This is a genomic window from Xenorhabdus ehlersii, assembly GCF_003610465.1.
Taxonomy (GTDB): Bacteria; Pseudomonadota; Gammaproteobacteria; order Enterobacterales; family Enterobacteriaceae; genus Xenorhabdus; species Xenorhabdus ehlersii.
This window is the reverse complement of the sequence record NZ_RAQI01000001.1, coordinates 785504-800330: the sequence shown is the minus strand read 5'-3', so window position 1 is coordinate 800330 and position 14827 is coordinate 785504. Positions and strand designations below refer to the sequence as shown.

The window sequence follows — 14827 nt, the reverse complement described above, 5'->3', positions numbered from 1 at the left end:
AGGCAAAGGCGTCTGCGACTCAATGAATAACCAGTTATGGGAAACGGGAAAAAGAGTGAATTTTATTCGCGACCAGAAGTGATGATTTTTTAGCCTCATGTACCACAGGCACAGGCATACGCTTTTTAACCATCCCTGACACAGGCAACACAGGAGGATTTCCAGCTTCTGTTGCCTCGCTCAAAACAGAACGTTTTTTAATCGCGTGTGCCACGGGCACAGACGTATACTTTTTAACCACCCTTAGCTCAGGCAACACAGGATAATTTCCAGTTTTTGTTGCCTCGTTCAAAACAGGATGTTTTTTAATCGCATGTGCCACGGGCACAAACGTATGCTTTCTAACCATCCTTAGCTCAGGCAACACAGGGGAATTTCCAACCTTTGTTGATTCGTCCAAAACAGAACATTTTTTAATCGCATGTGCCACGGGCACAGCCGTATGCTTTTTAGCCATTCTTAGCTCAGGCAACACAGGATGATTTCCAGCTTCTGTTGCTTCTCTCAAAACAGAATATTTTTTAATCGCATGTGCCACAGGCACAGTCGTCTGCTTTTTAATCAACCTCAGCTTCGTTTAAAGATAGCGATCTTATTATCCCGTAGATTCAAGCTCGGTTTTTTAGGTTGGAATGTATAAGCAATAAGACCGGCAGCAACTTCCAACAAAAAACCGAGCTGACTGCGATGCCTTGAATGCTCTATCTGAGAAATATTTTTGAGCTGGTCGACGACCGTTTCTATCAAAAATCTCCGTCTTAACATCAACCTATCCCAGAGAGATAATGCTTTGGTTTTCATGTTACTCCGGACATTGGTGATTAACGTGACGCCTTCCGCTTCTAACTCATCGCATAAAGCCTGGGATAAATACCCCTTATCACCATACAAACATCCTGCTAGTCCTTTTGTCAGCACTCTGACTGGCTGACGATCATCCTGGTTTCCTGCGGTGAGTTTCACGGCTAACAATTCACCGCAATCATTGATAACCAAATGAAGTTTAAAGCCATAAAACCAGCCTGTACTCGTTTTACCTCGTTGTGCCATCCCTTCAAATACGCGATGACGGGGAATACGAAGATTGTGACAAACAGCAATTTTGGTAGAATCAATAAAAGCAATCCCTTGAGTTTGCGCCTTACGTGATGAAAGAAAAGCGCATAAAGGAATAAGCGCCCTTTTCTTCAGGGTGAGGATACGAGTATAGCTGACTAATCCGGGAAAATCGGCTGTAAGATATTGTTTTACATGTTCAATATAAAATGTTTTAAAATCACGATAATGACTCATATGAAATAAAATGAGGATCATCATGACTTCACTGAGAGAAAGGGATGCCTCACGGTGCCGTTTACGTAATCCATTTTCAATGAGTTGTTGATGCCAGAGAGGGATAAATTTTTGGCAAAAGTCATCGACGCAGCAGTAAAGTTCTTCTAAATTATACATGCCTGAGGGTCTCCACTATTTTGTTTTCTTTAGCAAAAACGTTGATCGTGCCTCAGGCACTTTAGTTCCCTTCCCTTAAGCGAAGCTCAGGTTACTTAATTAAAAGATTTTTTTATTTTTGATATAGATGAGTTTTTATATCAGTCAGCATTGAAAACTATAAAATTATTTAATTATCCCAATTCTTTTATATCATAAGGAGGGTAATATGATATTCAGATCAAAATCTTTTTCAGAAATATGGCCAAGATCAATTGATATCAGATGTTCTATAGTTATCAAGGAGGCTAGTCTATCAGAAGTATTTCATGCAACGGAAAAAATAAAGAAAGAAACTATGAATAATGAGTGGTTGTGCCCTAATTCTTCTGGTCAGCTTGATGAGAAGCAAATAAAATGGAATTCTAGATATAACCAGGCATTGGGAATATTTAAATTTTTCTATATTGATATTGGTATTCGCCTTAAATTAGAAGAAATTGATAAAAGAGTGTTGTTTTTTGTTGCTTATTTCAGAGGTGTTCCTGTCGGAGTTTTACAATTATTAATTACTGATGGGTTACCTAAAGTCGTTTTTTTGGCAACTCATTGTGGCATCCGAGGTTGTGGTGCTTTACTCATTGAATATGCAGTAAATAAATCACAACAATTAGGAATGGGAGGAAAGTTACAACTTTCTCCATATGAGGGAGCGAGAGCGACATATATGGCAATGGGATTTACTGGGGCTGGGGAACACCTGGAATTATATCCTGCTGATAGAAATGATAAATGGAAATGGAATGAGGCAACGGGTCGTTATAGATTCTGTTAAATATCAGTCTGGACACCTAATACGTTGTAATATATTTGGATTTTTGTTAGAGAAAAGTCAGGTGAATTATTTACATCTTCCAAAATATAATGAGGGGAATTAATGTAATGTTCAGATCAAAATCTTTTAATATTAACAACCGTTCTGTAGGATTTGGTCCTTTAACCCGGTCTAAATCCTGTACGGATATGTACACAACATTGGTTAATATGAAAACATTTATCACAATCAAGGAGGTCAGCCCAGAAGAAGCATTCTACGCAACGGAAAAGATGCTAACAGAAACTATGGCTGAGGATTGGTTTTATTTTGATTTTCTTAAGCTTGATAAGGAACAGGAAAGGTGGAAAATGAGATATAATCAGGCGTTTAGTATACTTAATTGTCTCTCGACTAATGCAAAGCTTCAATCTATGAGAGATAAAACTGACGGTTCAAAAAAGTTTTTTGCTGTTGCTTATTTCAGAGGTATTCCTGTCGGTGCCTTACAATTATTAGTGCAAGATAATCATGAAAATGAGTTACCTGAAGTTTCTTTTTTGGCCACTCATTGCGGTATTCGAGGTTGTGGTGTTTTACTCATTGAATATGCAGTAAATAAATCACAACAATTAGGGATGGAAGGAAAGTTAAAACTTTCTCCATATGATGAGGCGAGGCAAGCATATATAAATATGGGGTTTATGAACATAAATGGGGGCATGGAATTACATCCCGCAGCAAGAAATGATAAATGGAAATGGAATAAGATAACAAGCCGTTATGAATGTTGTTAAATTTTTGGGGCAATACATTGATATTCGGCTTTTTGTTAGAAAGATGCCGAATAAATTAATTAACCTCAGCTTCGTTTAAAGATAGCGATTTCATTATCCCGTAGATTCAAGCTCGGTTTTTTAGGCTGGAATGTATAAGCAATAAGACCGGCAGCAACTTCCAACAAAAAACCGAGCTGACTGCGATGCCTTGAATGCTCTATCTGAGAAATATTTTTGAGCTGGTCGACGACCGGTTGAGTAGACCGCGGGAACTGCCCTCGCAACCTCTCGCAGAACGGTACGTGAGCCTCTCGACTCATACCGCTCCCATCAAGCAAACGTGCCTGTCATTCCTGCCCGCCAATGGGCAAACAACCCCTGATGCTGCTTTGCAATCCTTTGAAGCAGTTTTGAAGCCTGGGTTTTATGCCTGGCTCAGTGCCTTGTACTTTCGTCTGGCCCAGCGCACTAAGGCTTTGTTGAGTTGCCTGAATACCTTATACAGCTCTGAACGACAAAATTGACCATAATAGCTCAACCATCCACTTATCATGGGATTTAGCCAGTTTGCCATCTGTGTTAAGTTCAGTTCTGTCCGCATTCGGATCTTCAACTTGCGAATTTTGAATCTCATGGCCTTTTGCGCCGTTTTGCTGACTGCTGGCATAAAACTCACAAACAGGCTGTTCCTTTTGCGGTTCTTCACCAATCTTGGCCTGAATGTGTATCCAAGGAAATCGAAACTGATGTGTTCATACCTGCCCTTTCGGTCCCCATCCTTGCAGTAGGCAATCCGGGTTTTGTCCGGGTGCAGTTCCAGTCCACACTCACTGAAACGTCGCTCCAGTATTTTCCGTATTTCTCTGGCCTGAGCTTCATTCTGACAGTGAACTAGACCATCATCGGCATAACGACACCACTTCAGCCGGGGATGATGCTTTTGCATCCACTTGTCGAACACATAATGCAGGAACAGATTTGCCAGCACCGGGCTGATAACTCCTCCCTGTGGGGTGCCTTTCTCCCGGAATAACACCTCACCATTGCATTTCATCGCTGCAGTTAGCCAGCGTTCGATGTACAGACAGATCCACGGGCTGTTTGTATGTTTCCTCACGGATTTCATGAGTAAATCATGAGGAAATGAGTAAATCATGAGGAATATTGTCAAACAAGCCCTTGATATCGAACTCCAATACCCAATCTTGCTGCCAGCATCGCTGCCTTGTTACTCTGATGGCATCAATTGCCGATTTATTCGGTCGGTAGCCATAAGAATCCGGCAGAAAATGAGGCTCAACAAGCGGTTCGAATGAAGCCTGACCACCATTTGCACCACGCGATCCGCCACCGTGGGAATACCCAGCAGACGTTCACCTCCCGACTTCTTGGGAATAGCGATACCTTTCACTGGGGGTGGATAATAACTGCCCGATGATAAGCGGTTCCAGAGTTTGTACAGATTATCTTTCAGATTGGATTCAAAATCCGCGATGGTTTGACCATCCACGCCTGCCGCACCTTGATTGGTTTTAACCAATAACCAGGCACGATACACATCCCTTTTCTCAATGACAAACGGTTTTGCCTTAACCTCCGTATCTCCTCCTGCCTGACAGTTGGATACCGGGTAAGGCTGCCTGACGTGACCCCTTCGCTCCACATTCATTACTAATATTTCCTCACTACTACGAGTCACTCCGCCCCCGTATCACCCATCGGTACTCTCATACTTGTCAATTTAGTGACTTGCATTTCTCCCTTGACATCGTGATGACGGGTTCCCGCAGTTCCCAGAAAGAGCCCGATACAAAGTCACGCCCACTCTACGCCGGACACCACCTGCGCAGCATTCGGAATTCACTCACAGATTTATCCCGGAAGATAGAAACGCCCCCGGTTTTGATGTCAAGTCTCTTCTTTACGACGCGTCCACATGGGTTCGGTTTTACTCGTCTCTTTGTACCCTACCTGCCGAACTATTGTTCGCGCTTTGACCTCAACGCTCACGACCACCGCTCTTTACAGCAGCCGCTTGAGGGGGTTTGAAGCCGGCTTCCGACAGCGGACTTCGGTGGGTCTGCCACCATCTCCTCCTGAGCTTATGCTACATACTGGCTGCGTTCCCTATACTGCCAGTTTGTATGCCTGCGGCACACTTTCAATAATAAAACGCCTTGATAACATCATCTTATCCCATTCAGCTTACAGACGGGCTTTCATGTTTCGGCGCTTTTGGGTGATGAAAGTCACACCGGTTTTGCCTAAATCGTCCGCGAGCTCTTGACTGAGGTAACCTTTATCACCGTAAAGAGATCCCGTTAATTCTGTTGTTAATTCGCGGACGGGCTCCCGATCATCCACATTACCGGCTGTCACTTTAAGCGCCAGAATTTCCCCCTGATGATTGACGACCAAATGTAACTTAAAACCGTAAAACCATATATGGACGCCCCCGGTTGTGCAAGCATTGAGTCGATACGGTTTGCTACCATATATCCGGCGTCATAAAGGACTTATTTGCCCGCGCCATGATGTCATCCGCACCCTGTTTCCTTCTCAGCCGTCATCGGTATGTGACTACCTAGGTTTTACTCAGGTTATTGCAGGGCCGATAGCCGTTTTTTCATCAGTGTTTGCAAACTCAGTTAAAGCGTCTGTTTCAATTCACTTAATTTAATTAATGGATAGCAAAAGCTTTTTTCATATCATAATCAACCTCATCTGTCAGAATACGCCAGATAATTCGGGTCAGCTTGTTAGCTAAAGCAACGATGGCTTTTATGGGGCCACATCGGGTAATCCGTGTTCTTAGCCACTCGCCTAAAGGGTCATCCCGTTTTTGTACGCCCTGCATCATCGCGCGGGCACCATGAATAATTAACGTTCGGAGATGACGGTTGCCATGTTTGCTTAGGGAAGAGAGACGGCTTTTCCCGCCTGAACTGTGTTGTCGGGGAACTAGGCCACACCAGGCTGACAGTTGCCGACCATTAGCAAATTGGGAGGCGCTGACGTCACTGACGAAAGCCGCCGCAATCAGGGGACCAACACCGGGAATAGTCAGCAAGTGCCCATACCCTGCTTGTTGACGGGAAAGTGCCATAATTTCGTTATCCATTTCATGAATGCTGACGTTCAAATTCCGCAGATCTTCCCACAGCCTATGCAATAAACGGCGCAGCACACAAGACAGGTCATTATCGCCTTCTTCCAGAATATCAGGCAGGTGCTGTTGGAGTGTCTGAATCCCTACAGGCACAATGATTCCCTGCTCAGCGAGGAAGGCCCTGATTTGATTAGCAAGGGCGGTACGCTGTTCCACCATGAGCTGCCGGGCATTGCGCAGTGCCTTGATATCTTGCTGTTCTACGGTTTTGATGGGAACAAAATGGATACCGGGTCGGCAGGCTGTTTCACAAATAGCCAGCGCATCATTGGCATCATTTTTTTGATGATGACTGAAAGCTTTTACATGCTGGGTGGGAATAAGCCGGACATGATAGCCCATAGACTGCAATGTCCGGCCCCAATAATGAGAAGTCGCACAGGCTTCCATGGCGATGAGGGTTTTAGGCGGAAAAACCCGTAGGGTATCAAGCAATTTTTGTCGTGGGATTTTTCGGTTCGAAGCAACAGTTCCGTCTTCCATCCAGACACAAACTTGAAAGATATTTTTAGCGAGGTCAATACCCACCACTTTGATCGTACTCATGAGATGTTTTCCCGAAATTCAGTGCATCGGATAAAAGATGGCCCTATTTTCCACTGAAAAAGGGGGCGTCCATCACATCAACCCAGTGAAGTTTTTCCGCGTTGGGCTATCCCCTGAAAGACCTGATGGCGGGGAATGCGGATGTTATGGCAAACTTTCAAACTGGTGGAATCAATAAAAGCAATGCCTGTGGGTTTTCCTTTTAATTTAGTCAGATAATTGCACAGAGGAACCAAAACGGAAGGCGCGACACTGACGAAACGGGTATAACTGAGCAAGGTGGGGAAATCAGGGTGATGATATTTCCAGAGAAATTCCAAGTAGAAGGCTTTAAAGTTACGGTAATGCGACAAGTGAAAGAGGATCAAAATGGTCATGATTTCACTGGGATACATATGGCCTTTCCTACGGCGCAGGCGGTATCCATTATCAAGACAAAATTGTGTCCACTGTGGGATAAAAAAGTGGCAAAAATCATCGACATTACAGAAAACTTCAACTAAGTTATCCATGGCCTGTTCCTCCCCGGAGCTGTTTCGGCGCGCACCAAAACACTGCTCCTGGAACAGGCCCCTCGTCAATTCTTTATCCAGAATTCGGGTTAATTAATGAATTAATATTGAATATAAAGCCATTTTCCAAACGTTAAATAAAAAACATCCAGTAAAAAATTATATCTTCATATCTTTTACATTTACTGTCTGATTATTATTTCCACACAACTTATTATTTTTAATGCACTAAAAAAGTATACCACCAATTCGCGATTGCTTTTCAACCAACAAACTCATCAATTTAATATTAATAATTAAAAATAATTTGAAAATAAAAAAATGTAATTTTTATATTAAGACAGTTTACATAAAATTTATAATCACTATAAATAAGGTGCGAGATCAAATACTAAACAAACTCAGTCCAGTTTCCATACATACTTTAAAAACAACCAAATTTATAAAAAATACAAAACTATAAGAATATTGTTTTAAATTTACATTTCTATATAATGCAGCGTCATTTTCTATATATGTGTAATTTATTTATGCCTCTTTATTCTCCGGGCAGAATTTCTACTAATTCTGCTGGTTTATTGCTCCTTGCGCTGCTAGCAATTTCAGGGAAATCAAATGCATCATCATTTATCAGCCCTGTTGATCAAGATGCCATTACTCAGCAACAAAAAGACTTATTACAACAAGCACAACAGCAGCGCGATGACATCCGCAATAGCATTACGCTATCACCACTCACAGTGCCGACATCTGATGATGAAGGAGCATTCTGCCATCCGATTCACCAAATTCAGTTTGAAGGCGCAGAAAGTCTTTCCGCATCAATGCAACAGACATTATCCAAACCCTTTCTATCCCGTTGCCTGACCGCCGGTAAAATTAACGAATTGGTACGTAAGGTATCAAACACCTATACCAATCGTCATTGAAGATGCTTGATTTTTCCTTTGTATCAGATCATGATCGCGCCCATGAAAATTACCCTGACCGATGCCCAAAAAGAAACGCTCGAATTGATGCATGATACGACGCGTGATGGGCGAGTACGTGACCGCATTAAGGCCGTTCTATTGGCTTCGGAAGGTTGGACTGCGCAGATGATTGCTCAAGCCTTACGTATCCATGAAAGTACGGTCAGTCGCCATCTCAAGGATTATTTTTCAGAAGAAAAACTTGCCCCTGAAAACGGCGGCTCTGACAGCCATTTATCGGCCGAACAAACGGTGGAGTTGATTGAACATCTCACTCAGAATTTGATGCGCACAACGGCACAAATTACGGCTTATGTTTGGGCACGTTGGCAGATAACTTTTACCCTTGCAGGCATGACGAAATGGTTGCACCGTCAGGGATTCAGCTATAAAAAACCCCTGGGACCCCCCCCATAAATTCGATGCGGATAAACAGCAGCAATTTATCCATGCTTACAACACCCTGAAAGCAGATTTCGGTCAGCGTGAGCCGATTCTTTTTATTGATGCGGTGCATCCCACGCAATCGACAAAATTAAGCTACGGTTGGATGAAAGCCGGAAAAGAGCATGTCAAAGTCGTTGAAACCACAGGCAGCCGTACTCGTCTTAACATCGTGGGTGCCCTGAATTTACAACGGATTGAAGACACCGTGATCCGTGAATATCCGGCTATCAATGCCCGCAATATTGTCCTGTTTTTCGGCGAAATTCGGAAAACTTACCCCCGAACACAAAAAATCCATATTATTCTGGATAGAGTGGGTTATCACCGCGCTGAACTGGTCAAAGATTTCGCGGAAGTGCTTAATATAGAACTCCATTATCTGCCACCTTATAGTCCTAATCTCAATCCGATAGAGCGATTATGGAAGTACATGAATGAGCAGGTACGCAATAATGTTTATTTTCCGGACGCCACCACATTCCGTAAAACACTCCTGCATTTCTTTCATGTCATACTGCCCCAAAAAGCAAAAGAACTCGCCACCCGTTTGACGGATAATTTCCAGACTTTAAAACCAGCATCTTCAAGTTAATTACGTATATATAGAAAAAGGTTATGTAACTTCTCAGGCAGGATTAAAAGAGCAGGATTTATCCACCGGCATCCTGACAATTACGGTTACGGAAGGAAAAGTCGGCTCCATCCTGCTTGATGGTGAAACGCCCCTTGCCCTGAAAATGGCTTTTCCATATATGGTCGGAAAACCCCTTAATTTGCGGGATATTGAACAGGGCATGGAACAGTTAAACCGTCTGCCTTCCCAACAGATAACGATTGATATCCAGCCGGCTAAACAACCCGGTTTTTCTGACGTTATTTTAAAACGAGCCGCTTCCCGATTGCCGGTCCATGCCAGTCTGGGAATGGATAACAGTGGGCAAAAAAATACCGGGAAAGAACAAATTAATGTCACTTTAGGGCTGGATAACCTACTGCACCTTGCTGATCTGTGGTCAATATCCGCCAACCGTAACAGTGATTTTCGCCATAATCACCAGAACTGGAACGTGGCATCAGGGATAACAATTCCTTATGGCTACTGGTCATTCGATTACCAGTATGCCAGAAACAGCTCATTTCAAATGATATCTGTAGGCACCGACCGTTATCGCCATGAAAGCAAGGGACAAACTCATCAGTTAAAAGCAAACCGGACATTATACCGTGATAGCAAGCAAAAACTGGGGCTGAATATAGGGCTAGTCCGCCGCCAGACCTCCAACATTGCGGCCGGAGTAAAGTTATCCGTCAGTAGCCGACATTAAACGCTGTCAGTCTGGGTGCTAACTACAGCACTGTACTGGCAGGGGGCTATCTTACGTTCAACCCGACGCTCAGTCATGGTTTAAGCATCTGGGGTGCGACTAAAGATAACTCCGGCGACCGCAATGCTCTCAGAAGTCAGTTCCGTAAATTCAGCCTGAGTAGCAGTTATTTTATTCCTGTTACGGAAGATATCTATTACCTGACCTCCCTGTATGGGCAGTTTACTCCGGATAATCTTTATGCCGGTGAACGCCTTTCATTAGGCGGGCAATATTCCGTCCGAGGATTTAAGGAGCAAAATCTCATCGGGAATAATGGTGGATATTGGCGTAATGAACTGAACTGGAAATTAGCCAGACTCCCTTTATTGGGTGAACTTTCTTTAAATGGTGCACTGGATACAGGCTGGCTGGAAAACAATAAAAAAAGGCAAATCGAAGGAGGTAATGTCACAGGAACATCACTGGGTATTTCGCTCAATCACAACAGGATGAATCAGAGGGTCACACTAGGAAAACCGCTGATTTATCCCAATCATCTCAAACCAGACCACTGGGTTATTTATTGGTCTGCTTCACTCAGTTTTTAATGAAACTATACCAGCAAATTAAGACTTAATTTAGTTAAAGGACAAAAAATGGATAAATATAATAATCCCATGGCAAGGGGAACCTGCTATCTTTTAATTTACCTGACCGGTGTATATCCTCTGAATTCTGCCTTTGCAGGAGGCATTACCCCTGACAATTCGCAGACACAGGTGCAAAACAATGGCAATGTTCCGGTAGTGAATATTGCTGCACCCAATAATGCCGGGATATCTCACAATACGTATAAAGAGTTTAATACCGATATTCAGGGCGCCGTATTAAATAACGCTACACAAGCGGTTAACTCTCAACTGGCCGGCCAAATCAACGCCAACACCAATCTGCAGGGAGAGGCAGCCCAACTCATCATCAACGAAGTGACCGGAAGCAGCCGTTCTGAATTACTGGGACAACTGGAGGTTGCAGGCCAGAAAGCCAATGTCATGATAGCCAACCCCAATGGCATTACCTGTGACGGATGCGGATTTATTAATACCTCCGGTGCAGTACTGACTACTGGTAAAACGCAATTTGACACCCAGGGTGCACTGGAAGCGCTGAATGTGACAAAAGGCCAAATCACGATTGGTGGTAAAGGGTTAAATGGTCAGTCAACAGATTATGTTGATATTATCAGCCGGGCCACCGAACTGAATGGAAAAATCCAGGCCAATAACCTTGCACTCACTCAGGGGGCCAACCAGATTTCCTTCAAAGACGGCACGACAAAAACCATTGCCGGAGAAGGTGCAGCACCACAATTGGCTGTCGATACCAAAGCGCTGGGTGGCATGTACGCCAATAAAATCCGCCTAATTGCTACGGAAAATGGTGTCGGGGTGAATCTGAAAGATATCACCAGTAATCAGGGCGATATTACGCTCAGTGCTAATGGCAAAATGGAGCTTGGCAGCATTAAAGCTAAGACAGACTTAAATGCAGATGCCAAAGAAATTAATATCGGACCGAATTCTCCGGTTCAGGCAGAACGAAATATTATTCTTGCAAGCAGCAAACTGAGTAATAAAAGTAATGTGACTGCTGGGCAAGATATGAGAATATATGCAAATGAATTGCATAATATTAGTGCTGATGCTCTTTTTCAAGCTGACAACAATATGTGGATTCAGAAGAATACAGAAGGAGATAAGAGTAAATACATTGAAAATAACTCAGCAGCTATAAAAACCAATAAGGGCGATTTGATTATTAGAACTGAAAAATTAGATAATATTCAAGAGTCCTCTTTGAACAATGATATGAAAGTTGAAGCAACTTCGACTAGTAAGAATAATCGATTAGGCATAACTGAATATCATGATATAGAATCTATCGAAGGATATAGTGGAGAAAAAAAAGTGCAAATATAAAAAAATTTGAGTATTCTAAATGGTTCGATACGATAGATTTTTATCAGAACAATGCTGTCAATGTAAAGAGATATTTAACCCAACACAATGTTAATTTTACCAAAGCATCTATAAGTTCTGGGAATAATCTGTATATTAATGCAACTAATTTAGATAATATAAATTCTGACATAAAATCCAAGAAAGATTTAATTCCAACTGGAAGAGATTTAAACGTAATAAGTACTCAGAATGGTGAAAAAAACATATTCCACACTTTTGACTATGCATTTCCTTGTTTTAATTTTTGGGGAGGATGTGATACTGATCATTCATTTTTTAATTTAGGAGAAGCTCATTCCTGGAAAGATATTAATCCTCAAGTGAATTCTCTTTTATTCTCTGAAGGAAATTTAATTGCTGATTTTTCAAATAATATAAACATTGAAAAGAAAAGACCTTATTATACTGAAAAAACAGGTGAAATCACCATTGATAATGATAATTCAGAATCGTTAGTTAGTATGAAGAATATAGTATTATCTTCTAATTCAATAAATAACAAGAGTAATATACGATCAAGTGGAGATATTTCAATAATAGCAAATGATTTTATTAATATAAATCAGTCAAAAGTCTTAGCTAACAAGGGCTTATCCATTAATGCTGTTAATGACATTGAAATAATCCAAAGCGATCTTAAAGGTAAGGATATCTCTTTATTAAGTAAAGAGGGAGATGCAAACATTCTCACTGATAATCGCATAGGTTATTTTTTACTGAATGGAATTCGTTGGTTAGGTGGAATTGAGGCTACAAATGATCTTACAATATCAGCTGGAAATAACGCTAAATTATCTAATTTGAGATTTAAGCCTCAAAGTGGCAATATAAGTATAATTGCTAATCAAGGGATCACCGTAAACTATGATGATTCTATCCTAAAAAATAATAAAAGAATGTCGGAACTATTTAATAGAGATAAGGAATTAAAAGCATTTGAAGAAGCATTGTCAATTGAGAAATTAAACACAAAAGGTTCTGTATATCTAAATTCTGTAAATCAATCTCTTAATTTACGTGGAATCGGTATTGAAGCTGGAAAAGATATTAATTTAATTTCCGCAAAAGATATAGATTTAGGCCCTAGAATTATTTCAAAAGACTTTGGGTATAGATATTGGATAGGTTCTCAAGGTGTGCGTTGGACAGAGGATAAAGATACTCTTTGGATGTATAATTCTCCTAATTTCTCTTTAGTAGATGATACGTATAAAGGAGGTCATAAAAATACTTCTGCAGAAATAACTTCAGCTATAGATCCATTTGAATTCTGGATTTCTACAGAATTGATTGATAAAATTTCAAGTAAAGTTAAGGCAGGAGGAGATCTTTTAGTTCAATCAGGAAGAGATCTCAGTGGACAAAGTGCCACATTATCTTCGAATGGTCATACATTATTATTTTCTGGCCGAAATATAACTTTTAACTCATTTCCATATTCGACAGCGCCTAATCCTATAGGCTATGATTGGGAACAGAGAGGGTATCAGTTAGATTCCAGCCTGATTGGCCAAAAAAAATTAACTTTAATCTCTAATAATACTTTAACCACTCAAGGAGGTTATCTTCAATCTAAGGGAGATATAAATATTACTAGCGATGGAAACATACGTTTTGAATCTAGTCGAAATGGCATTCATAAAATAACCAGAGACAGTAGCTTAACCAATATAACTCATAAAAGTACAGAGATAAATAGTGTTGGTAATTTAAATATTGTAACTAATGGTAGTCTTTTGTTTCAAGCTACTAAATTAAACTCTTGGGATAAATTAAACGTAGCTGCTAAAGGTGGATACTTATATGCTCAAGCTCAAGAAGAGGTTCTTCATGAAACAAATACAAGTTCAAAAACTAGTTGGGGTGGGTTTGGTAACACAAAAACTTCTACACAGAATCGTCATGATGTAACAAATAAAGTAACTGAGTTTAAATCTATTGGAGATATCAATTTACTAAGTAGGGGTGATAGTACTTATGAGGCTAGCAAATTCGAAGCTGGTAAGAATGCTACATTAACTAGGGTCTGTTGACGTTTTGTGTTCATCATTTATTCTCCCCACATTGGCAGCCAGACAATGATAAACGCCAGTGCCAACATACTGGCGTAATTTCGTGCTAATTTATCGTATCTTGTTGCTATTGCTCTAAAATGTTTAATTCTGGCGAACGCATTTTCCACTAAATGACGATAACGGTATAAACCGTTATCAATCTTCTTATTCAATCTTCGGCTGTTTTTCCGGTAGGGAATAACGGGGGTCGCTCCTTCTCGTTTGACGATTTCTCGGAAGGCTTCGCTATCGTAACCCTTATCTGCAATCACAAAATCTGAGGCCGGAGATTGTACGATGAGGCTTTCAGCATGAACAATATCATGGGCTTGACCACCGGAAAGCTCAAAATGCACAGGTAAGCCGTAACTGTCTACGGCTAAGTGAATTTTAGTTGAGAGTCCCCCACGGCTTTTTCCAATGGCTTCATCTTCCTTTGTGGCGGCTCCCGAACTATGTTGATGCACCCGTATAATACTGCCATCAATAAACAACCATTCGGTATCCGTATATTCAGACAACATTTTGAATAATAAATTAAAAATGCCTTTTTTTGACCAGGCATTAAAACGTCGAAAGACGGTGTTCCATTTTCCAAATTCGTCAGGCAAGTCCCGCCATGGGATCCCCGTTCTCATGCGGTAAAGAATACCTTCGAAAGTGAGGTGATGCTCTTCTTTGTTGTAGACAAGTCCATTTTGTTGCATGAATAAAAATAGCTTATTCCGCAAAGAAGCTGGTAACATAGTTCTTGGCATGATGTTCTCACGGTAACC

10 protein-coding genes and 6 pseudogenes are annotated in these 14827 nt (G+C 41.3%); 7 read left to right on the top strand and 9 right to left on the bottom strand.

What is annotated here, in order from left to right; genetic code table 11:
- Positions 1-34 precede the first annotated feature (34 nt).
- Positions 35-544, bottom strand: a complete 510-nt coding sequence (locus tag BDE27_RS03840) for a hypothetical protein (protein ID WP_143707534.1) — start codon at positions 542-544, stop codon at positions 35-37.
- Between the two features lie 23 nt (positions 545-567).
- A complete protein-coding gene (locus BDE27_RS03835) occupies positions 568-1452 on the bottom strand; it encodes an IS982 family transposase (RefSeq protein ID WP_099133364.1) in 885 nt (294 codons plus the stop codon).
- Positions 1453-1660: 208 nt separating this feature from the next.
- Here BDE27_RS03835 and BDE27_RS03830 point away from each other — a divergent pair, with 208 nt between their 5' ends.
- Complete coding sequence (locus BDE27_RS03830; RefSeq protein WP_099133362.1) at positions 1661-2266, top strand: GNAT family N-acetyltransferase; 606 nt, start codon at positions 1661-1663, stop codon at positions 2264-2266.
- A gap of 107 nt (positions 2267-2373) precedes the next feature.
- Positions 2374-3042 (top strand): hypothetical protein, encoded by a 669-nt coding sequence (locus BDE27_RS03825; protein WP_099133361.1) that lies wholly within the window; start codon positions 2374-2376, stop codon positions 3040-3042.
- Positions 3043-3107: 65 nt separating this feature from the next.
- Here the strand turns inward: BDE27_RS03825 and BDE27_RS19815 are convergent.
- The 6 genes and pseudogenes from BDE27_RS19815 to BDE27_RS03795 form a co-directional block, all read right to left on the bottom strand.
- A pseudogene (locus tag BDE27_RS19815) lies at positions 3108-3281 on the bottom strand (IS982 family transposase); the annotation flags it as partial.
- Between the two features lie 167 nt (positions 3282-3448).
- On the bottom strand, positions 3449-4150 hold the full coding sequence (locus BDE27_RS20150) for a reverse transcriptase domain-containing protein (RefSeq protein WP_279628550.1): 702 nt from the start codon (positions 4148-4150) through the stop codon (positions 3449-3451).
- A gap of 102 nt (positions 4151-4252) precedes the next feature.
- Positions 4253-4723, bottom strand: coding sequence for an RNA-dependent RNA polymerase family protein (locus BDE27_RS19800; RefSeq protein WP_244208682.1), 471 nt, complete (start codon positions 4721-4723; stop codon positions 4253-4255).
- Positions 4724-5232: 509 nt separating this feature from the next.
- Positions 5233-5523, bottom strand: a pseudogene (locus tag BDE27_RS03805) (transposase); the annotation flags it as partial.
- 181 nt (positions 5524-5704) lie between these two features.
- A complete protein-coding gene (locus BDE27_RS03800; RefSeq protein ID WP_099133359.1) occupies positions 5705-6739 on the bottom strand; it encodes an IS110 family RNA-guided transposase in 1035 nt (344 codons plus the stop codon).
- Between the two features lie 80 nt (positions 6740-6819).
- Positions 6820-7251: pseudogene (locus tag BDE27_RS03795) on the bottom strand (transposase); the annotation flags it as partial.
- Positions 7252-7781: 530 nt separating this feature from the next.
- Here BDE27_RS03795 and BDE27_RS03790 point away from each other — a divergent pair.
- The 5 genes and pseudogenes from BDE27_RS03790 to BDE27_RS03770 all read left to right on the top strand — a co-directional run bounded on the left by BDE27_RS03790 (position 7782) and on the right by BDE27_RS03770 (position 14030).
- Positions 7782-8180 (top strand): POTRA domain-containing protein, encoded by a 399-nt coding sequence (locus tag BDE27_RS03790; protein WP_244208681.1) that lies wholly within the window; start codon positions 7782-7784, stop codon positions 8178-8180.
- A 42-nt stretch (positions 8181-8222) separates the two neighbouring features.
- Positions 8223-9261, top strand: a pseudogene (locus BDE27_RS03785) (IS630 family transposase).
- Between the two features lie 10 nt (positions 9262-9271).
- A pseudogene (locus BDE27_RS20355) lies at positions 9272-10584 on the top strand (ShlB/FhaC/HecB family hemolysin secretion/activation protein).
- 48 nt (positions 10585-10632) lie between these two features.
- Positions 10633-11883 (top strand): annotated as a pseudogene (locus BDE27_RS20140) (filamentous hemagglutinin N-terminal domain-containing protein); the annotation flags it as partial.
- A gap of 434 nt (positions 11884-12317) precedes the next feature.
- Entirely contained in the window at positions 12318-14030 is a 1713-nt protein-coding gene (locus tag BDE27_RS03770; protein ID WP_099133356.1) for a hypothetical protein, read from the top strand.
- Positions 14031-14047: 17 nt separating this feature from the next.
- On the opposite strand, the gene BDE27_RS03765 is transcribed toward BDE27_RS03770, so the two are convergent.
- A complete protein-coding gene (locus tag BDE27_RS03765; RefSeq protein WP_099133354.1) occupies positions 14048-14809 on the bottom strand; it encodes an IS5 family transposase in 762 nt (253 codons plus the stop codon).
- Positions 14810-14827: the final 18 nt, after the last annotated feature.